The organism is Streptomyces sp. STAM6 (assembly GCF_054963715.1).
This window is the reverse complement of sequence record NZ_JBUEFZ010000006.1, coordinates 25,237-45,351: the sequence shown is the minus strand read 5'-3', so window position 1 is coordinate 45,351 and position 20,115 is coordinate 25,237. Positions and strand designations below refer to the sequence as shown.

The 20,115-nt window shown below is 71.2% G+C and carries 21 protein-coding genes; all 21 read left to right on the top strand.

The genetic code is table 11. The features are described from left to right. The first annotated feature begins 35 nt into the window (after positions 1 to 35). The 21 genes from ACY34K_RS10545 to ACY34K_RS10445 all read left to right on the top strand — a co-directional run bounded on the left by ACY34K_RS10545 (position 36) and on the right by ACY34K_RS10445 (position 20,101). Positions 36 to 701, top strand: a complete 666-nt coding sequence (locus ACY34K_RS10545) for a ScbR family autoregulator-binding transcription factor (RefSeq protein ID WP_462745900.1) — start codon at positions 36 to 38, stop codon at positions 699 to 701. A 143-nt stretch (positions 702 to 844) separates the two neighbouring features. Further along, positions 845 to 1,546: an HAD family hydrolase gene (locus ACY34K_RS10540; RefSeq protein ID WP_462745899.1), complete on the top strand. Its 702-nt coding sequence runs from the start codon at positions 845 to 847 to the stop codon at positions 1,544 to 1,546. A 1-nt stretch (position 1,547) separates the two neighbouring features. Beyond that, complete coding sequence (locus ACY34K_RS10535) at positions 1,548 to 2,303, top strand: SDR family NAD(P)-dependent oxidoreductase (RefSeq protein ID WP_462745898.1); 756 nt, start codon at positions 1,548 to 1,550, stop codon at positions 2,301 to 2,303. Positions 2,304 to 2,559: 256 nt separating this feature from the next. Continuing rightward, the gene (locus ACY34K_RS10530; protein ID WP_462745897.1) at positions 2,560 to 3,168 is read left to right on the top strand and encodes a TetR family transcriptional regulator; all 609 of its coding nucleotides are present in this window, start codon (positions 2,560 to 2,562) and stop codon (positions 3,166 to 3,168) included. Positions 3,169 to 3,351: 183 nt separating this feature from the next. After that, positions 3,352 to 4,299 (top strand): 2-dehydropantoate 2-reductase, encoded by a 948-nt coding sequence (locus ACY34K_RS10525; RefSeq protein WP_462745896.1) that lies wholly within the window; start codon positions 3,352 to 3,354, stop codon positions 4,297 to 4,299. A gap of 1 nt (position 4,300) precedes the next feature. After that, positions 4,301 to 5,326, top strand: coding sequence for an NAD(P)/FAD-dependent oxidoreductase (locus tag ACY34K_RS10520; protein ID WP_462745895.1), 1,026 nt, complete (start codon positions 4,301 to 4,303; stop codon positions 5,324 to 5,326). 288 nt (positions 5,327 to 5,614) lie between these two features. Then, positions 5,615 to 5,914, top strand: coding sequence for a 2Fe-2S iron-sulfur cluster-binding protein (locus ACY34K_RS10515; protein ID WP_462745894.1), 300 nt, complete (start codon positions 5,615 to 5,617; stop codon positions 5,912 to 5,914). A gap of 25 nt (positions 5,915 to 5,939) precedes the next feature. Beyond that, positions 5,940 to 6,692 carry a hypothetical protein gene (locus ACY34K_RS10510; protein ID WP_462745893.1) on the top strand — a complete coding sequence of 251 codons (753 nt, stop codon included), beginning with the start codon at positions 5,940 to 5,942 and terminating at the stop codon, positions 6,690 to 6,692. 101 nt (positions 6,693 to 6,793) lie between these two features. Further along, positions 6,794 to 8,161 carry an ATP-grasp domain-containing protein gene (locus ACY34K_RS10505; protein WP_462745892.1) on the top strand — a complete coding sequence of 456 codons (1,368 nt, stop codon included), beginning with the start codon at positions 6,794 to 6,796 and terminating at the stop codon, positions 8,159 to 8,161. A 20-nt stretch (positions 8,162 to 8,181) separates the two neighbouring features. Next, the gene (locus ACY34K_RS10500) at positions 8,182 to 9,549 is read left to right on the top strand and encodes an ATP-grasp domain-containing protein (protein WP_462745891.1); all 1,368 of its coding nucleotides are present in this window, start codon (positions 8,182 to 8,184) and stop codon (positions 9,547 to 9,549) included. Beyond that, entirely contained in the window at positions 9,546 to 10,820 is a 1,275-nt protein-coding gene (locus tag ACY34K_RS10495; protein ID WP_462745890.1) for an ATP-grasp domain-containing protein, read from the top strand. Before ACY34K_RS10500 ends, ACY34K_RS10495 begins: the two co-directional genes overlap by 4 nt. 23 nt (positions 10,821 to 10,843) lie before the next feature. After that, positions 10,844 to 11,920, top strand: coding sequence for an LLM class flavin-dependent oxidoreductase (locus tag ACY34K_RS10490; protein ID WP_462745889.1), 1,077 nt, complete (start codon positions 10,844 to 10,846; stop codon positions 11,918 to 11,920). Next, complete coding sequence (locus ACY34K_RS10485) at positions 11,920 to 13,173, top strand: MFS transporter (protein WP_462745888.1); 1,254 nt, start codon at positions 11,920 to 11,922, stop codon at positions 13,171 to 13,173. Before ACY34K_RS10490 ends, ACY34K_RS10485 begins: the two co-directional genes overlap by 1 nt. Positions 13,174 to 13,199: 26 nt before the next feature. After that, positions 13,200 to 13,721 carry a flavin reductase family protein gene (locus tag ACY34K_RS10480; RefSeq protein ID WP_462745887.1) on the top strand — a complete coding sequence of 174 codons (522 nt, stop codon included), beginning with the start codon at positions 13,200 to 13,202 and terminating at the stop codon, positions 13,719 to 13,721. 48 nt (positions 13,722 to 13,769) lie between these two features. After that, positions 13,770 to 14,669 (top strand): EamA family transporter, encoded by a 900-nt coding sequence (locus tag ACY34K_RS10475; RefSeq protein ID WP_462745886.1) that lies wholly within the window; start codon positions 13,770 to 13,772, stop codon positions 14,667 to 14,669. Beyond that, positions 14,666 to 14,965, top strand: a complete 300-nt coding sequence (locus ACY34K_RS10470) for a hypothetical protein (RefSeq protein WP_462745885.1) — start codon at positions 14,666 to 14,668, stop codon at positions 14,963 to 14,965. Before ACY34K_RS10475 ends, ACY34K_RS10470 begins: the two co-directional genes overlap by 4 nt. A gap of 133 nt (positions 14,966 to 15,098) precedes the next feature. Beyond that, entirely contained in the window at positions 15,099 to 16,244 is a 1,146-nt protein-coding gene (locus ACY34K_RS10465; RefSeq protein WP_462745884.1) for a fatty acid desaturase, read from the top strand. 22 nt (positions 16,245 to 16,266) lie between these two features. Then, positions 16,267 to 16,722, top strand: coding sequence for a cobalamin-dependent protein (locus tag ACY34K_RS10460; RefSeq protein ID WP_462745883.1), 456 nt, complete (start codon positions 16,267 to 16,269; stop codon positions 16,720 to 16,722). Further along, positions 16,719 to 18,182, top strand: a complete 1,464-nt coding sequence (locus ACY34K_RS10455) for a methylaspartate mutase (protein ID WP_462745882.1) — start codon at positions 16,719 to 16,721, stop codon at positions 18,180 to 18,182. Before ACY34K_RS10460 ends, ACY34K_RS10455 begins: the two co-directional genes overlap by 4 nt. Before the next feature lie 7 nt (positions 18,183 to 18,189). Further along, a complete protein-coding gene (locus tag ACY34K_RS10450) occupies positions 18,190 to 19,152 on the top strand; it encodes a quinone oxidoreductase family protein (RefSeq protein WP_462745881.1) in 963 nt (320 codons plus the stop codon). Between the two features lie 40 nt (positions 19,153 to 19,192). Next, complete coding sequence (locus ACY34K_RS10445) at positions 19,193 to 20,101, top strand: EamA family transporter (RefSeq protein ID WP_462745880.1); 909 nt, start codon at positions 19,193 to 19,195, stop codon at positions 20,099 to 20,101. Positions 20,102 to 20,115: the final 14 nt, after the last annotated feature.

Genomic DNA, 20,115 nt, shown 5'->3' with positions numbered 1-20,115 from the left:
AGGAACGTTACATTCACATGAAGGAGGCGCGTGCTATGGGGCGGCCGAAACAAGAACGGGCTGTACAGACACGCGAGGCGATCCTGCGCGCGGCCGCGGAGGTCTTCGACCAGTACGGCTTCGCCGGCTCGAGCATCAGCCGCATCCTCCAGCGGGCCGGCGTCACGGCGGGCGCCCTGTACTTCCACTTCAGCTCGAAGGAAGGCCTGGCCCGGGCGGTCATGAACGCCCAGCCGGACTCGATCGTGCCGCTGCTGGACTCCCAGGGCCTCCAGCGGCTGGTGGACATCACCATGATCTGGGCGCACCAGCTCCAGGTGGACCCGCTGCTCCGGGCCGGTGTCCGGCTCACCGGCGAGCAGGAGTCCTTCGGTGTGCGGGACGCCGCTCCCTACCGGGAGTGGGCCCAGATCATGGAGGACTGCCTGAAGCTCGCCCAGGACAAGGGGGAGCTTCAGGCCGGGGTCGAGCCCGGGGAGCTGGCCGAGCTCGTCGTCGAGTCCTGCACGGGCATGCAGATGTATGCCGCCGTGGCGAGCGAACGGGCCGACCTGCCGGAACGGGTGGTGCGCATGTGGCGGCTGCTGCTCCCCGGTATCGCCGTACCGGCCGTGATCGCCCGTACCGAGGTGAACCCCGCACGTGTGAAGCCGGTCATCGAGGCCGCGGCAGCCCGCAAGGACGTCACTGCCGAGAGCTGACACCGGGTCACCGACGCTTCTTGATCACCCCCGGCGGGCCGGTTTCCGACCCGCGAGTAAGGTGCTGCGGATGTGCCGCACGCCGACGCGGCACAACCGTCGGCGCCGGCTCGGCCGGCGCCATCGCCCGCAGGGGGAAAGACATGGTTCACAGGCTCAGCCGGCTGCGCCTGGCAGCGGTCAACATCGACGGTGTCCTGCTCAACGACACTTTCAGCCCGGTCATCCACCACTTCCTGGTCAGCAGGGGCTGTGCGTACACCGCGGAGGTGGAGCGCAGCATCTTCTCGCAGCCCCGGCGGATCGCGGGCCGGCTCCTCGCCGACGCGATCGGCGAACCCGCCATGACCACCGAAGAGGCGCTGGACCTCTACTTCGAGGAGCGCGCCCGGTATCTGGAGACGCACCCGGTGTGCGTGGTCGACGGCGCGGTGGCCCTGCTGGAGCGGCTGCGCGCGGCCGGCCTGCGGACCGTCTGCTACGGCGGGCTCGCCAAGGACCACTTCGACGCGTTCCTCGGTGCCCACGCGGCGCTCTTCGACGAGCCCGGCTACATATGCACCGACGCGTTCCGGCCCGGCCTCCACGAAATCGTCACCGAGTACTTCGGACTGGAGTACGACCAGGCGCTGTTCATCGACGACGTGGCGAACGTCGCGCGCGTCGCCCGGGAGCTCGGGGTCCCCTTCATCGGCCACCCCACCGACTTCGAGCACAGCCACCAGCCGTTGCTGATGCGCGAGGCCGGGGTGCGGCACATGGTGAGCACGCTGGACGCCATCGACGACGAGCTGCTGCTCACCGTGGACCGCGAGGCCGCCACCGGCGAAGTGTGGCGGGACTGACGTGCTGACCGGGAAGGTCGCCATGATCACCGGGGCGTCCAGCGGGATAGGTGCCGCGGCGGCCCGGATGTTCGCCGAGGAGGGGGCGGCCGTCGTGCTCATGGCGCGCCGCGGGGACCGCCTCGCGCGCATCGTGGCGGAGATCCGCTCCGCGGGCGGACGTGCCGTGGCCGTGGAGGGCGATGTGACCTCGTCCGGGGACGTGGAACGGGCGGTCGCGACCGCCGTCGACACCTTCGGCACACTGAACGCCGCGTTCAACAACGCGGGTTACGCGACGGCCGGGGACGAGCTGCACAAGGTCAGCGACGAGGTGTACGCCCGGACCATGGACGTCAACGTGCGGGGCGTATGGAACTGTCTGCGCCATCAGATCCCGGTGATGCTCGCCTCCGGTTCCGGCGGATCGGTGGTGAACACCTCCAGTGTCGCCGGCGTACGGGCCACCAGCGCCTCCGCCGCGTACGTGGCCGCCAAGCACGCCGTGATCGGGCTGACCAAGGCGGCCGCGCAGGAGTACGGCGGGCGGGACGTCCGGGTCAACGCCCTGGTCGTGGGCAGTACGCGAACCGAGATGATGGACGGGCTGATCGCCGCGTCGCCGCAGCTGGAGCGGCGTTTCGTGGCGCACACCCTGCGCGGCCGCATGGCCTCGCCCAGCGAGGTGGCGCAGGCGGCGGCCTGGTTGTGCAGTGACCGCGCGGCGTTCGTGACCGGTGCCGCGATTCCCGTCGACGGGGGCCGAACCGCCGTGTGACGGCGGGGTGCGCCGGGCCCGGACTGCCGGGCGGACGGTGGGTGGAGGGGCGGCCCCGGACGGGGCCGCCCCTTCGCCGTACGGGCGCGGGACCGTTCGGATCCGGCCGTGATGGCGGCGTGGGCTCCACGCCCCTGGGAAAATATACAGAACGTTTGCTTTCATTTTCCCCTGTCAGCAAACTTCTGGCCGTCGGGTACCCATCCGGCCCCGCGTCGATCGGCGGTCAGTGCCGAGCGCCGCTGGAGGGTGAGGCATGGGGATTCAGCAGAGGTCCGAGCGCACACGCAGGGATCTGGTCCGGGCGGCGGCCGCCGAGATCGACAGGAACGGCTACGACAGGGCCACGCTGGCGCGGATCTGCCAGTCGGCCAAGGTGTCCATGGGTGCCCTGACCTTTCACTTCGGCTCCAAGGGTGACCTGGCCGACGCGGTGCGCGCCGATGCCCGCACGCTCACGCGCGTCCGCGTGGAGGAGGCGGTGGAGGGAAGGGGTCCCGCTCTGGGCTCGGTGGTCCGGCTGACCGTCGGGCTCGCCCGTCTGCTGGAGGCGGACGTCGTGGTGCGTTCCGCCGCCCGGCTGGACCGTGACTGTCCGGGCTCCGCCGCCTGGACCGACATCTGGCTGCCCGTGGTGCGGGAGCTGCTCGCCGAGGCGGGCCGGGGCGGCGAGCTGCGGGCCGGCGTCGACCCGCAGGCCGTGGCCGCCCTGGCCGTGCATCTGGTGGCCGGCGTGGAGGCGTGCGTCCGCACGGCGTCCGGGGGGCCCGCCGGGACGGCGGGCGGTTCACTGCCGGGCGCGGCGGCCCAACTGGAGGGTCTGTGGCGGGTGGTGCTGGGCGGGGCGGCCGCCCCGGCTGTCTGACCGTGCGCGCTGCCGCTCGCGGAGATGTGCGAGAGATTTCCCTAGAAAACATAGCGAGCGTTCTGTATGGTCTTGAACCGCAGGCGGCTCCGAGGGCTCCAAGGAGCGCGGCGTCTCCTGCGAGGGCGCGGGCGTACGCATGTGCCGCCCGCGGAGGACGGACACGGGAAACGGGGGAGGACCGTGAGGATCGCGGTTGTGGGGGCAGGTGGTATCGGTGGCTACTTCGGTGGCCGCCTCGCGGCCACCGGCCAGGAGGTCCACTTCGTCGCGAGGGGCGCGCACCTGGACGCTCTCCGCGCGGCCGGACTGACCGTGCGGAGCCCGGACGGCGACTTCACCGTCGCCCCGGTGCGGGCGACCGGCGACAGCGCCGATGTCGGAGCCGTCGACTACGTCCTGCTCTGCGTCAAGACCTGGCAACTGGACGCCGCGCTGGAGGCGTTGCCGCCGCTCGTGGGCCCCGGTACCGCGGTGGTGACCCTGCAGAACGGGGTGGAGGCGCCGGACCGGGTCGCCGAGGTGGTCGGCCGGGACGCCGTCCTCCCCGGCATCGCCAAGATCATCACCTTCCTCGACGGCCCCGGCCGGGTGCGCCACATCGGCGGCCTCGGCTCCCTGGGCTTCGGCGAGTGGGACAACCGGCCCTCGGAGCGCGCCCGTCGGCTCCACACCGCGCTCGACAAGGCCGGGGTCAAGGGCGGCCGGGTCGATGACATATGGGCCGAGCTGTGGGCCAAGTTCCTCTTCGTCGTCCCGTTCGGCGGCCTGGGCGCCGCCGCGGACGCGAGCATCGGCGAACTGCGCACCCGCCCCGGCACGCGCCGCCTCCTGATCGACGCCATGACCGAGATCGAGCGGCTCGCCCGGGCCAGGGACGTGAAGCTGCCCGACGACATCGTGCGCACCTCACTGGACTTCGTCGACGCCCAGCCGGCCGCCGGCACGTCTTCGCTCCAGCGCGACATCCTCGCCGGCCTCCCCTCCGAACTGGAGGCCTGGACGGGCGCGGTCGTCCGCCTCGGCGCCGAGAGCGGCGTCCCCACGCCGGTCAACGGCTTCCTGTACGAGGTGCTCGGCGTGCGCGAGTCGCGCACGGGCGCCGCAACCCGTCCGGGCGAGGGGGCCTGACATGACCTCAGACACCGACACGACCGTCGACCTCGCCATCGTGGGCGCCGGCCCCGCCGGACTCTACGGCGCGTACTACGCCGGATTCCGCGGTCTGACCACCGCCGTGGTCGACGCCCTGCCGCACGTCGGCGGCCAGGTGTCCGCGATGTACCCGGAGAAGCTGCTCTACGACGTCGCCGCGCACCCCGCGGTCAAGGGCCGCGACCTCATCGACAACCTGGTCCGGCAGGCGGCCCCGTTCGCACCGCGCCACCTCCTCGGGCAGACCGCGACCACCCTCACCCGGACCGATCCGGGCTGGCGGCTGGAGACGGACGCGGGCAGCCGCGTGCACGCCCGCGCCGTCCTCATCACCGCCGGCCTCGGCAAGTTCGTCCCGCGCAAGCTGCCGGCCACGGTCGGCCACGAAGGCCGGGGAGTGATGTACCACGTCCCCCGGCTGGACGACCACCGCGGCCGGGACGTGGTGGTGGCCGGCGGCGGCGACAGCGCCGTGGACTGGGCACTCGCCCTCGCCCCCATCGCCCGGTCGGTGACCCTGGTCCACCGCCGTGCCGCCTTCCGCGCCCACGAGCACAGCGTGCGGCAGCTGTACGCCGCGCCCGTACGCGTCCTCACCGACGCCCAGGTCACCCGGTGCGTCGGCGACCCGTGGCTCGAAGCGGTCGAGGTGCGCCGCGGCGACGAGGTGCTGACCCTGCCCGCCCGGTCGTTGATCGCCGCCCTCGGCTTCTCCGCCAACCTCGGGCCGATCGCCGACTGGGGCATCGAACTGGAGTACCGGCAGATCCGGGTCGACGCGACCATGCGGACCAACCTGCCCCTGGTCTACGCGGCCGGGGACGGGTGTACCTACCCCGGCCGGGTGCCCCTGATCTCGGTGGGCTTCGGCGAGGCCGCCACCGCGGTCAACCACGCGGCCGTGGCCCTGCGGCCGGGCGAGCGCCTGGCACCCGGGCACTCCTCCGACGCGGTGCCCGCCCCCGACGTACCCCTGCCCGCCCCCGCCCCCGCCCTCGTCTGAGGGCGCTCACCGGCCGACGACGGCACGGCGGCACGGAACACGGGCACGCGCGCGGAGTCAGGGGCGCGCGCGGCGCCACACGGCGGAACGGCGCGCGAGAAGAACGTGCGCGCATCGGCAGGGCGCGCGACGGTACGGCGCCGACACGGCGCGGTACGGCGCGGTGCCGCGCCCGCACGGCGATCCCGGCGCGGCGCGGCCCCGCCATCGCCGTACCCCGGAAACATCCGAACCGATCCCACCCCCCACGGCTGGGAATTCGACATGCCCACAGGGAGCCCCCAAGCAATGGTTCTCAACAAACTGACCCTGATGCCGCAAGGCCTGGAAATCCTCCTGCCGGCGGGCTCACCCCTCACGGAAATCGAGTACGAGACCTCGCAGCGGGTCATTCCGTTCGGGTGTCAGTCAGGAGCGTGCGGCGCCTGCGTGATCGAGGTCCTCGACGGCTTCGACGCACTCGGCGACATGGATCCCGAGGAGACCGACTTCCTCGAGGACCTCGGCAGGACCGACGGGAACTACCGGCTGGCCTGCCAGTGCCGCCTCATGAACGCTGCGACCGTCCGGGTCGCGGACGACCAGTAAAGCCATACGACACAAGGGGAGTGACATGCCCAACCGAGTGAGCAACGTGGGGTACGAGGCCGGTACCCCGTTCCTGAGCGCCGCCGCGTCCGCCGAGCTGCGCGCCGACATGGACAAGCAGATCGACCAGCAGATCGAGGACTGGTACGCGACCGTTCCGGCCGCCGCCCACCTCGAGGGCAAGAACGTCGATTCCGAGTACTACAAGCGCCACCTCGTCGAGACGGCGTGGCGCATCCGGCTGCTGCGGGTCGCCGAGTCGCGGGCCCTGGTGGAGATCGCCAAGCGCAGCCCGCAGGCGGCGCAGATCTGGGCCAACTACGAGCAGGAGGAGATGCTCCACGACGAGCTCTTCATCGCCGACCTGGAGAAGGTCGGGGTGTCGCGCGAGGAGTTCCTCTCGATCGAGCCCTACCTCTCCACCAAGCTGCTCTCCGGGTACTTCTCCTACCTGCTCGACCACGAGGGCCCGCTCGGCGTCGTCGCGTACTCGTACCTCGTCGAATACGTGAACGTGAAGCTGGAGCCGCGCAAGCTCGTCGCGCTGAAGGACTCGGTCGGCGAGAAGAACATCGGTGGCCAGATCAGCCACTCGCACACCGACATCAATGACGACCACCCGGGCGAGGTCTGGGCGGCGCTGCGTTTCCTGATCCGCGACGAGAACGACATCGAGTCGCTGCGGAAGTACCTCCAGGAGCACCAGACGATCCTGGCCCTGTACTTCAAGGAGCTGTACGAGAACACGCTGCCGGTCGCCGAAAAGATCGCCGGCTGAGCCTGCGAGGCGTGCCGCGGCAGGCACGGCGTGCGTGCGCGCCACGCCTGCCGCGGACCTCGGCGAGGCCGGACACGAACAGGGGAAAAGGGGAAAACATCATGCAGCCGGCCACCGCAACAGCCGGGGGAGTGCTCCTTCTCAGCCACGTCGGTTTCTCCTTCATGGAGGACCTCACGGAGGTGTTGGGCTCCCGCGATGTGAAGACCTTCGTGCTGTCCTCGCTGCCGTTGCCCGAGCACCAGCGGGACCGGCCGCGCGCCTTGCGCGAACTGGCCGACGACGTGACGACGACGACACGTCACGAACTCGGCGAGGCGGACATCGACGCCTGTCTCGGCGCACTGCGCGAGCGCGGCGAGAACGTCCTGTGCTGCCTGACCGTCTGGGAGGGCTACCGCCATCTGATGGCCTACGCTAACTCCCTCCTCGGAGTCCCGGACCTGGACCCGAAGCAGATCCTCGGACTGCGCGACAAGCTCGAGGTCCGCAACCGGCTGGCCGACGCGGGACTGTCCCGGGCACGGGCCGCCGAACTCACCCCGGAGTCGCTCGCCGTCCACCGGGCCGACGGACGGCGCAAGTTCGTCAAGCCGGTGAGCGGCATCGCCTCCTACGGCGCCTTCCCGTTGTCGCCCGAGACGACCTGGTGGGACATCGAACGGATCGCGGACGACGCCCGCAACGACACCGTCTTCGCCTCCGCCTTCGGCGACGCCGGGCTGACGTTCCTCGTCGAGGACTACGTGCCCGGAAGGGAGTTCAGCTTCGAGGTCATCGTCGTCGACGGCACCGCGCACGTGGTCGCCGTCCACGAGAAGTGCGAGGTCACCGAGACCGCGGACACCGTCCTGGAGAACGCCTGCACCAGCCCGCCCCGCAGCATCGGCCCCGGCGAGCGCGCATCGGGCATCGGCTGGGTCCGCGACCTGCTGAGCCACCTCGAACTCGACTGGGGCTGCTTCCACATCGAGGCCCGCCACGACGGAACGCGCTGGGACCTGATCGAGGTCAACCCCCGCGTCGGCGGCAGCCTGATCTCCCACAGCGTCGGAGCGCTGAACGGCACGGCCGGCATGCTCGACCTCTGGATCGACGCGCTGCTGTCCCGGACGCCCGGCGGGGACGCGCACCGGGCCGACGCCTTCGACCGCCGGCTGCGCGACCTCTCGTACACCGACGACGGCACCCCGCCCCACCGCGACGCGACCTTCTTCCGGGTCTTCTTCGCGGACAAGGGCCGCATCGAGCGGATCGGCCTGCGCGACGACCTGCCGCTCGCCCCCGTCGTCACGCAGATCCTGCTCCGGCCCGGGGACGTCGTCGACTCCACGTCGCGCGAGGTCTTCCTCGGGCAGCTGCTCTGGCGGTTCCCGGCCGAGGAGAGCGACACCTTGCTCCCCGAACTGGCGCGGGCGTCCGAGACGGCCATCGAAGTGGACTACGCGGACGCCACGCCGGACCTCTGACAGAACCCAGGAGGCTCACCATGCCGGAACCTTCGACGAGGTTCTTGATCATCGACTACAACCTGACCCGCGTCGCCGACGTGCGGCACATGGCGGAGTACGCACGGACCCGCCACCACGCCGCCGTCACCCTCGTCCGCCCGGACCCGACCGAGACGGACACCCGGATCTGCGACGAGGTGATCGACCTCGACCCCCTGCGGAGCGACTTCGCCGAGGCGGCGGAGAAGCTCCTCGGGCCCCGGCGGGACGAGTTCGCCGCCGGCATCGTCTTCTCGGACAACGCCGTGGAGAGCGGCGCCGTCCTGCTGCGGCGCCTCGGCCTCGCCGTCGACTCGCCGCTCCTCGCCGCCGGCGCCTTCTGCAAGCTCGAGTACCGGCGCGCCGAGGCCCGCCACCGCGATCTGCTCACCGCCCAGCGGGTCCTCGTGCCGGACTTCACCGAGGTCCGCTCGGTGGACGCGCTGTACGCCTTCGCCGAGCGGCACCCGGACGGCTTCGTCGTCAAGCCGACCAAGGAGGGCAACAACCGCGGCGTCGTCGTGGTGCGGCCCGGCGACGACATCGCCGCCGCCTTCGCGGAGGTCCTGCCCTACCTCGACCAGGGTGTCATCTGCGAGACGGTCATTCCGTACCGGCGTGAGTACTCCTACGACGGGCTGGGACACCTGTCCTTCCTGACCGAGAAGGTCAGCGCCACCGGGCGCTACCCGGTGGAGGTCGCCCAGGTTCTGCCGGCCCGCCTCAGTGACGTCGAACGCGGCACCCTGGAGCGCACCGGACGGCTGGCCAACTGGCTGGTCGGCCAGTGCGACGGTCCGTTCCACAACGAGATCAAGCTCAGTGACGACGGCAGGTACGCCGCGGTCGTCGAACCCAACCGCCGGCCGGCCGGAATGAAGATCTGGTCCCTGGCCCACTGGGTGCACGGCACCGACCTCTACGAGAGCTGGGTCGACGCGGCCTTCGGCCGGCCCGCCGGAGCCGGACTGCCCGCACCGGCCCGCTCCGCGGCCACGGTGATGCTGGGGGTCGGCAGTGACCGCAACTTCGGCCCCGGCGACGTACTGCCCGGCGCCACCCCCTTCGAGGACGCCGTCGCCGCGACGCGGGCCCACCACGGGCTCGCCGCGCACGAACTGTCCGCCCAGGAGTTCGGCTGGCTCTCCCCCGAGCGCCGGTACGTGCACTCCGTACCCCGCGACAACGCCGACTTCACCGCACAGGGCTGCGTCGTGCTGCACACGGACCGGGTCGCGACGCGCGATGTCGTGCACACCCTGCGGGGCGCCTGGCCGGCCGCGCTGGACCGCGCCTGCCACCACGTCGAGCAGCCGGTGCCCGCGGTGTACCCGGCCCCGAAGCCCGAGCTGGAAGTACTGCGATGAACATACTCGTCCTCCACCGCGTCCCCTATCCCAAGATCGAGTACCACCGTGGCATCGACCACGAGCAGCACGACGTGACCTACTTCGGCACCCGCCGTGCTCTCGACACCCTTCCGGCCGGGCTGCGCTGCACGCGCGTCGAACGGCCCGGCGACCAGGCGCCCTTCGAAGAGGCGTGCGCCTGGCTGGCCAGGGAGCCGAGGCGCTTCGACCGCGTCGTCTCGATGTCGGAGTACGAACTGCTCGACGCCGCCCGGCTGCGCGAGCGGTACGGGGTCGAGGGCCCCGGGGCCGACCAGGTGATGCTGGCGCGCGACAAGGTGCTCATGAAGAGTGCCGTCGCGGAGGCCGGGCTGCGCGTCCCGCGCTTCTCGCCGCTGGCCGACTTCCTGGAGAACAGGGGAGCCTGCGGCTGGACCGGAGCGACCGTGCTCAAGCCGCACCGCGGCGCGTCCAGCGTCGACGTCGTGGTCTTCGGCAGCGCCGAGGAGGCCTACGAGGCCGTCACCGCACGGCGCTCCGGTGTGACCGACCTGGACGAGGACGGCCGCACGGACGCGTTCCAGGTCGAGGAGTTCGTCGACGGAACGATCCTGCACTTCGACGGCCTGGTCGAACGCGGCCGTGTCCTGGCCATGGGCGCGAGCGCCTATGAGGGCACCTGCCTCGCCTACGCCCAGGGCACCCCGATGGGCTCGTACCAGATCGAACTGACCGACGACGCCCGCGCCTGGGTGGCACGCGCCCTGGAGGCCGTCCGCATCGAGGACGGCAGCTTCCACCTCGAAGCCATCACCGACGGCGACGACCTGGTCTTCCTGGAGGTCGGCAACCGGGTCGGCGGAGCCGATGTGGCCGCCACCTTCGAACTGGCCACCGGCATCCACCTGCCCTCGTGGGAGCTGCGCATCCTCCTCGGGGAGTCCGTCGCCGGCCTGCTGCCCGGGCCGGCGGCGGACCGCTCCTGGTACGGCTGGTTCGTCCACCCCGGACACCACCTCGCCGGCCGTGTCTTCGAGGGGTTCGACGGAGCCGAGGGGTTCCGGGACGCCCCGGAGGCCGTCACCTGGCACGAACTCCCCGCCGGGGAGTCGATGCCCGACCACATCACCTACGGCGCGCACGAGACGGCACTCGCCGGCATCGTCCGGACCGGCTCCCCCGAGGAGACCCGGCAGTGGATGGTGCGCCTCTTCGCCTCCCTGCGCCTGCGCACGTCCCTGCCGGAGACGGCGGCGCGGCGGGCGACGGCCGGTTCCGCGAGCATGTGACTACAGGAAAGCAGAGAACAGCCATGGACGAACTCCGGTTCCACTGGGGCTCATCGCTGGACAGCGGCCAGAAGAAGTCGACCGCGAAGTACCGGTCCGACCTGCTCGACCTCGACGGCGCGATCGAGTACGCACAGGAGGCCGACGCCCTCGGCGTCGAGTCCCTGCTGATGGCGCAGAGCTACAGCCTGCCCGACCCGCTGCCGATCATCGCGGCCCTCGCCCGCGAGACACAGAGGGTCAAGTTCATCCTCGCCTACCGTCCGGGACTGCTGTCCCCGACGCTGTTCACCCAGATCGTGAACACGCTGTCGTGGATGTCCGAAGGCCGGATCGCGCTGAACGTCGTCGCCGGCATATCCCCCGCCGAACAGGCCTACTACGGCGACTTCCTCGCCCACGACGACCGGTACGCGCGCGCCGACGAGTTCCTCGACATCCTGCACCGCTTCTGGCGCGGCGAGACCCCCTTCTCGTACCGGGGGCGGCACTACCGGCTCGAGGACGCCCGGCTCGGTCTCGGCTTCCAGGGCGGCGGCCGACCCGAGATCTACATCAGCGGTGCCTCCGCCGTCGCCCAGCAGACCGCCGTCGCCTACGGCGACTGCTGGTTCCGGTACGGCGACACCCCCGAGGAGATCGCCAAGGTGACCGGGCCCTTCCTCGGACAGGCCACGGAAGTCGGGTTGCGCATGCAGGTCCTGGCCCGCGAGACCCGCGAGGAGGCGCTGGCCGACCTGGCGGAGGTGATGAGCGAGACGGACGAGGCGCACCGTGATCACGTCGCCCGGTTCGTGGCGTCCGCCGACTCGCAGGCCGTGAAGAACTCCTTCCGGCTCGCCGAGCAGGCCGACCACGGCTGGTTGTCCCCGGTGCTCTGGTCCGGAGCCGTCGCCTACCGGGGCGGTCCCGCACTGTGCCTGGTCGGCAGCTACGACGAGGTCGCCGCGGCCCTGATGGAGTACAAGGCCGCCGGCGTCGGCCAGTTCATCTTCTCCGGCTGGCCCGCCCGCGACGAGATGCGCCACTTCTTCACCCGGGTGGTTCCTCGCGTACGCGCGCTCGAACAGCGCGTCCCGGCCCGGTCGGCGGCCCGCTGATGGCCTCGGAACGCGCGCGCCGGTCACTGTTCGCCGGCGGGGTGCTGCTCGGACTGATGGCGGAGCAGGTGGTGCTGTTCAGTGTCCCCCTGCTGATCTTCCAGGACACCAAGAACGTCTCGACCCTGGGAATCGCCTACGCGATCGAGTGGCTTCCCTGCCTCCTGGCCTACCCCTTCGCGGGCCTGATCGCCGACCGCGACGGGGGCGCCCGGCTCTTCTCACGGGCCAACACCGCCCGCGCCGCCGTGCTCGCCGTCACCGTCCTGCTCTGCCTGGCTGCCCCGTCCTGGACCACCGCGGTCCTCATGGCCAACGGCGCCCTGCTGGCCACCCTGGTCGCGCCGGTGCGCATGTCCATCGAGAAGGTGGTCCCCCAGCTTGCCAAGGGCGACGACCTGGCCAGGACGCAGGCGCTGGTGCAGAACACCGAGCTGCTGGCCACCGCGCTGGGCCCCGGCCTCGCCATGGCGGCCGTGGTCTTCCTGGGCAAGGTGTGGCTGCTGGGACTCGCCGCCGCGATGTTCGCGACCGCCGCACTGTGCTGGCTGCCGCTGCCGCGCGTGGCGGGCAGCCGTCCCGCGACCACCGAGAACGCCGGCGCCGTACGCACCACGCTCGCCGAACTCGCCCTGGGCTGGCGGCTGCTCATCGGCAACCGGCCGGTGGTGCTGCTGGCATGCCTGAACTTCTCGATCAACCTGGTGTTCGCCACCCTGCTGGGTGCGAACGCCGCCGTGGTCACCGGAGTGTTCGAGGCCCCGGAGTCGTCGTTCGCGCTGCTCAACATGTTCGTCGGCATCACCGGCTTCATCAATCTGATGCTCACGCCGCTGCTGCTCAAGAGGTTCGACGTGCGGTTCGTCGGAGTCCTCGGCTACGTCGTGCTCTGCGCCGCCCTGCTGACCCTCGGCCTCGCCCCGTCCTTCGCCGTCTACGCGCCGGCGTTCGTCCTGGGCATGTCCGGAGTCGCCTACTTCAACATCTTCAACCGCACCCAGCGGGTGCGGGTCATCCCCAAGGAACACCTGGGGAAGGTCATGGGGCCGTTCTTCCTCCTCAACCTGCTGTCCTTCCCCATCGGGGGTCTGCTCATCAGCGCATTCGGCTCCTCGGTCGGCCCGCAGCGGCTCGTCGCGGTCCTCGCGCTGCTGCTCAGTGCCTTCGGCGCGGTCTTCCTCCCGCTGACCGTGCGCAGCTTCCGCACGGCACTCGCCGCCCGCGAGAGCGTCCCCGTACCGGCCGAGGCCTGACCGGCCTCGACATGAAAGAGGAAGTCGTGAACACGCTGATCGAGACCGCGCCGCGGCCGGTGGACGCGGCGGCCTTCCGCGAGGCCATGTCGCTGCTGGCGGCACCGCTGACCGTGGTGACCACCGTCGACGCCCAGGGGCGCCGCCGTGGCTTCACCGCCAGCTCCGTGACCTCCGTGTCCCTCGAACCGCCCCTCGTCCTGGTGGGCCTGTCGAACGACTCCAGCTGCCGGGAGGCGCTGACCGGGTCGGCGGGCTTCGTGATCAACGTCCTGGGCGAGCAGCACGCCGATGTGGCCCGCCGGTTCGCCACCCGCGGCGTGGACCGGTTCGCCGAGCACGACTTCGGCACCTGGCCGGGGTCCGGACTGCCCCACCTGGTGGGCGCGAACGCGGCGTTCCTGTGCACGACGGCCGAACGGATACCGGTCGGCGACCACCAGCTGGTGATCGGCGAACTGACCGGTGTACGCACCGGCGGCGGCGCCCAGCCCCTGCTCTGGTACCGCCGCGCCTTCTGCTCCACCAGGAGCCCGGCCGCCTCCTGACCCGCGGCCCCCGTCCATCCGTCCGATCCACAGGAGTGCAGGATCCCCGTGAAGATCCCCCACGTACTGCTCGCCGTTCTGATCACCGCCATCTGGGGCGTCAACTTCTCGGTGATCAAGATCGGTCTGGGTGCCGTAGACCCGTTCGTCCTCGCGGGCCTCCGCTTCCTGCTCTGTGCGCTGCCCGCGGTCTTCTTCCTCAGGAAGCCCGACGTGCCGTGGCGCGTCATCGCCGGATACGGCCTGGTCTTCGGCGTCGGGCTGTGGGGGGTGGTGAACCTCGGCATCGCGACCGGTCTCTCCTCCGGCGTGGCCTCGCTGGTGCTCCAGTTCAGCGCCTTCATGACGATCCTGCTCGGCGCCTTCGTCTTCGGTGAGAAGGTCTCCGGCTTCCAGTACGCCGGGATCGCCGTCGCCCTCTTCGGCCTGCTGTGCGTCGCCTTCGTCACCGACGGCAGCGTCACCGCCGCCGGCGTCGCGCTCGTCCTCCTCGGGGCGGTCGCCTGGAGCGTGGCGAACGTCGTGCTGAAGAAGTCGAAGCCGGCGGACGTCCTTGCCTTCCTGGTGTGGTCCAGCCTGTTCTCGCCCATACCGCTGTTCGCCCTGAGCTACGCGACGGGCGGCTCCACCGGCTTCGAGAACCTGGCGTCCCAGCTCGATCTCGTCGCGGTCCTCTCGATCCTCTTCCAGGCCTACCCGAACACCGTCTTCGCCTACTGGGTCTGGAACTGGCTGCTCCGGGAGTACCCGGTCTCCACCGTGGCGCCGCTCTCCCTCCTCGTACCGATCTTCGGCCTGGTCGGGTCGGTGCTGATCTTCGACGAGCGGATTTCACCGTTCAAGTTGCTGTCCATGGCCCTGATCGTGCTCGGCCTGGTCGTCGGTCTCTACGGAAACCGGGTCGCCGCCGCTCTCAAGGGGCCACGCCGTCTGGAAGGGGTCCAATGAGCCGGCACGCAATGATTCCCGGGGTCGTCGACGGAACGGTTTCCCTCTCGCTCGACCAGGGCGGAAACGTCACGCTCCACGTACTCATCAGAGACGGCAAGAGCCCCGCCGAGGGGGGTGATTACGTGGAAATAGTCCTCGGCCCGGAACACGCCGGCGAGCTCGGCGAGACCCTGCTCACCGGAACCGGCCCGGCCGGCCCGGGCGAACCGGCCCGCGCCACCGCTGTGGTGCCCTGCTCGGTCGGCGTCCGGCTCAATTCCCGCCCCACGGACCTGAGAGCCGTCTCCGTCTGAGGCGCGGCGCCCGCACCACCAGAACACAGAGAAAACAAACTCGGAGCTGATAGGAGTCCTTGTGTCGGCGACCAACTCCGAAATCCGGAGTGTCGGTGTACCTGTCGTTTCACAGCTCGATCCCCGCGAGTCCATGGCGGCTCTGCCCGGAGTGCTGCAATATCCCCTGACCCTTTTCACGGGCAAGGCACTGCCGGGACAGGCGTCCTTGCGCTGGACCCCCACCCTGCACCTGGCCACGGCGACGTCCTCCCTGGTCGCCGGCGTCCTGGTCAGCACCCTGGCGCTGGCGCTCGGCGGCGGCGGGCTGCTGCTGCTCCTGCCGGGCTGGGCGATCACCCTGCACGGTATGCGCAACCTGCGCATGATGATCTACCACCAGTGCTCGCACCGGAACATGTACAAGCGGCGGAAGGCGGACCGCGCCATCGGGCACGCCGTCTCCAGCCTGCTGATCATCCAGAACTTCCAGCGCTACAGCCGTGAACACGTCCGCGACCATCATGCCGCCGGGCACATGACCCTCAAGGACCCCACCGTCCAGGCGTTCCTCGTCAGCCTCGGCATGCACCCGGGCATGACGCGCCGCCAGATGTGGCACCGGCTGCTCGGCAAACTGGTCTCCCCACGCTTCCACTTCGCCTTCGCGGTCTCCCGCGCCCGGTCGTTCTGGAGCGAGTCCGCGCGCAGCGAGCGGGTCTCGGCGCTCGCGCTGTACGGCGCGGCCGTCACCGCCTCCGTGCTGACCGGTACCTGGCAGGCCCTGCTGGTCGTCTGGTTCGTGCCGCTGATCCCGCTGTTCCAGATCAGCAACACCCTGCGGCTGTGCGTGAAGCACACCTTCCCCGAGCCGGGGGTGGAGGTGCGCCACGGCCGGGAGTACTTCTCCAGCCTGACCAACGCCATCTTCATCGGCGATCCCGTGCCGTCCGCCGCCCTCCCCCTCGGGCGCCGGCTGGCGGCCTGGAGCCGGTGGACGCTGCGGCTCGTCCTCCTGCACGCACCGTCCCGCTACCTCGTCCTCACCGGCGACACCGTGGTGCACGACTACCACCACCGGTACCCGGCCGCGAAGGACTGGGCGAACTACATCTTCGCCCGCCAGCAGGACATCGACACCGGCCACCAGGGCTGGCCGCAGTACCACGAGGTCTGGGGCCTCGTACCCGCCATCAGCCACGTCTTCGACTCGCTGTCCGGCGCCGACGCCCAGGAGTACGACATCAACCGTCTGAAGTCGGTCAGCAAGCGCGAACTGTTCGCCGCTTTCGACGACTGAGCGTGGGACGAGGAATCTTTCAATGCGGAACCAGCACTCAGCACCTCGCACAGTGATCCTCGGCGTGGCGGCCAGCGACAGCCACGCCGTGGCCAACCACCTCATCGCCTACTCGCTGCGCGGCATCGGCTTCGACGTCGTCAACCTCGGCACCTGCACCCCCGTCGAGGAGTTCGCGGCCGCCTGCGAGGAGCACCCGGACGCCGAAGCCGTCATCATCGGCAGCCTCAACGGCCATGTCCACGAGGACCTGCGCGGCCTGGCCGACGCCAAGCGGTCCGGCCGGATCGCCTGCCCGGTCGTCGTCGGCGGCAACCTCTCCGTCGGCAGCCACAAGGACGCGTCGGCCCACGAGCGCCTCTACGCGCTCGGCGTCGACCACATCCTGTCCGACCCGGCCGAACTCCCGGCCCTCCTCGACGAACTGCGCGCGCGGCGGGAGCGCGAGCGGACCGCCCACCTCCTCGCGGCCTCATGACCAGGTCCCACGAGCCCCTGGCCCTTCTCGGCGGCCGTGCCGGGAAGGGCCCCTCGGGGGACACGGCCCTGCCGACGGCCGCGCAGTCCGCCGCCTACATCGCCTCGCTCGGCAAGCCCACGGCGGCCGAGGTCCTCGAGGCCTGCCGCGCGGCGGGCCGGGTCGCCATCCAGCCACGCTGCGGCGTCGGCGGCCACGACGAGATGCGGAACCTGCTGACCACCCTGGAGGCCGAGGCCCACCCCGACATCCTCACCCTCACCATCGACTCGCACACCCGGCTCAAGCGGTTCGAGGAAGCACTGCGCACCCTCAACCTCCGGCCCACCGACCTCAACGGCTACCCGCTGGTCGCCCACGGCTGGCGGCGGGGCAGGGAACTCAACGAGTCGGTCGCCGCGCCCCTGGAGATCCGGCACGGCTCACCGGACGCCAGGGCGCTGTTCGACGTCTCGGTCGCCTCCGGCATCACCTCCTTCGAGGGCGGCGGCATCTCGTACAACCTGCCCTACTCCAAGGCCGTGCCGCTCGCCGAGTCACTCGGCGCCTGGCAGGACGTCGACCGCCGCTGCGGCGAACTCGCCGACCACGGCGTGATCATCGACCGGGAACTGTTCGGCACCCTCACGGCCGTCCTCGTGCCGCCCTCCATCAGCCTCGCGATCAGCGTCGTCGAAGCGGTCCTGGCGGCCCGCGCAGGGGTGCGCTGCGTCTCCGTGGCCTACCCCCAGGGGGGTCACCTCGCCCAGGACATCGCGGCGCTGCGCTGCATCCCGGTGCTGGCCGAGCGCTACCTGCCCGCCGGTGTCCAAGTGCACGCCGTCCTGCACGAGTTCATGGGCGTCTTCCCCCGGCAGCGCGGCAACGCCGAGGACCTCATCCTCTACGGCGCGGTCGTCGCCCGGCTCGGCGGCGCCTCCAAGCTGATCACCAAGACCTACCAGGAGGCGTACGGCATCCCCGACACCCGGGCGAACGTGGAGGGGCTGCGCCTCGCCGACCGTGCCAACTCCCCCCTGCTCGGCTTCCTCTCCGCCGACGACACCCGGGTCGCCGAGGAGATGGAGTGGATCCTCGCCGAGGTCGCCGACCTCGTCGATCCCCTCCTGGAGCGCCCGGACCTGATCGAGGCCGTCGCCGAGGCCTTCGCCGAGGGCACGCTGGACATCCCGTTCAGCGCCAGCCGGTACGCCAGGTCCGACCTCATCCCGCGGCGGGACGCCGAGGGCGCCATCCGCTACCTCTCCTCCGGCTCCCTGCCGTTCTCGCAGGCCAACCGCCGCCGCAACGAGGAACTCCTGCACGCCCGACAGGACCTCGACCCGGGCCTCGGCTCGCTGCTGGCCGGGCTCACCGGAGACATCAACTACTTCCGGAACCTCTTCCACGAGACCGAGGAGACGGCACCGCGCGCCGGATACGGTGCCGAGGTCCGAGCACGAACCCCCCAGGCCAAGTGAGGAATCCATGCGCGCGATCCAGGTGACCGAAACCGGCGGCTCCGACACTCTCACCCCGACCGTACTGGCCGAACCCACCCCCGCGGCGGGCGAAGTCGTGGTGCGCAACGCCGCGATCGGCCTCAACTTCATCGACGTCTACTTCCGCAACGGCACCTATCCCACCGCCCGTCCCTTCACCCCCGGTCAGGAGGCGGCCGGCACCGTCACCGCGGTCGGCGAGGGTGTCGAGGACATCGCCGTCGGGGACCGGGTCGCCTACGCCACCCAGCTCGGCGCCTACGCCGAGTACACCGCCGTCCCGGCCGGCAAGCTGGTCCCGGTGCCCGACGGTGTCGAACTCCGCGACGCCGCCGCCGTCCTGCTGCAGGGCCTGGCCGCGCACTACCTCACCCACACCACCCACCCGGTGGCCGCCGGTGAGACCGTGGTCGTCCTCGCCGCGGCCGGCGGCCTCGGCCGTCTCCTGGTGCAGCTCGCGGCACACCGCGGAGCGACGGTCGTCGCCGTCACGTCCGGCGAGGAGAAGCGGCGGACCGCCCTGGAGGCGGGCGCCCACCACGCCCTGCTGTACCCCGGGTTCGACGAGCGGGTGCGTGAACTCACCGGTGGCGAAGGGGCGCACGTCGTCTACGACTCGGTCGGCGCCGACACCTTCGACACCAGCCTGACGTCGCTGCGCCGCCGTGGCCGGCTGGTCGTCTGCGGGCTCTCCAGCGGCCCCGTGGGCGCGATCGACGTCGAACGGCTCCGCACGGCCGGCTCGCTCCAGCTGACCCGGCCGTCCCTCGCCGACCACGTCCCCGACACGGCGTCCCTGCGCGCCGCGGCCGCCGAGCTCTTCGGCCGGGTCGCCGAGGGCGTCGTCAGGCCGCGGGTCCAGCTGGAGCTGCCGCTGTCCGAGGCCGCGCGGGCGCACGAACTGCTGGAGAGCCGGGGCACCACCGGGAAGGTCCTGCTGACGCCGTGACCCGGCGCGGCGGCGTGTGACGAGTAGAGGAAGGTTTGCCATGAGTGTCGAAGCCGGTGTGGTGGCGAAGTCCACCGAGGGTGTGGCCACGGACGCGGCAGGCGGGGCCAGAGGCCTCGGCCTGGTCCCCGCCCCCGCGCTCATGCTGATCGGGATGGTCAGCACCCAACTGGGCGCCGCCTTCGCCAAGCAGCTGTTCGGCACGGTGGGCCCGGCCGCCATGACCGTCCTCAGACTCGGCTTCGCCGCCGCCGTCCTGCTGCTGTGGTGGCGGCCGTCGGTACGCATGGACCGGCGGACCGCCGCCTCGGTGGCCGGTCTCGGCATCACCATCGCCGGCATGAACATCTGCTTCTACCTGGCCATGGCCCGGATGCCGGTCGGGGTGGCGCTCACGGTCGGCATGGCGGGACCGCTCATGGTCGCGGCCCTCGCCTCCCGCCGGGCGCGCGACCGGCTCTGGACCGTGCTGGCCGGCGCGGGCATCGCCCTGCTGGGCTGGCAGGGCGGCGCCGCCGGCATGACCGGCATGCTGATCGCCTGCGCCTGTGCGGTGTTCTGGGGGTCGTACGTTCCGCTGTCCGCACGGGTCGGGGCGGTACTGCCGGGCGGCGGCGGCCTCGCCCTGGCCATGGCCTTCGGCACCCTGTGCGCGCTGCCGTTCGGGCTCGCCGAGGGTGGCGCGGCACTGGCCGACCCCTGGGTCCTCGCCTTCGGGTTCGGCGTCGCGATGCTGTCCTCCCTCGTGCCCTACACCTGCGAGATGGAGACGCTGCGCCGGGTGTCGGCGCTCGTCTTCGGCGTCCTGCTGAGCCTGGAACCGGCGATCGGCGCGCTCGTCGCGCTGGTCGTGCTGCACGAGACCCTCACCCCCGGACAGGTCCTCGGGCTCGCGGCCGTCGTCACCGCGTCGATCGGCGTCATCCGCGGCACCCGCAAGGACCCGTGAAACCCGGCCGCAGG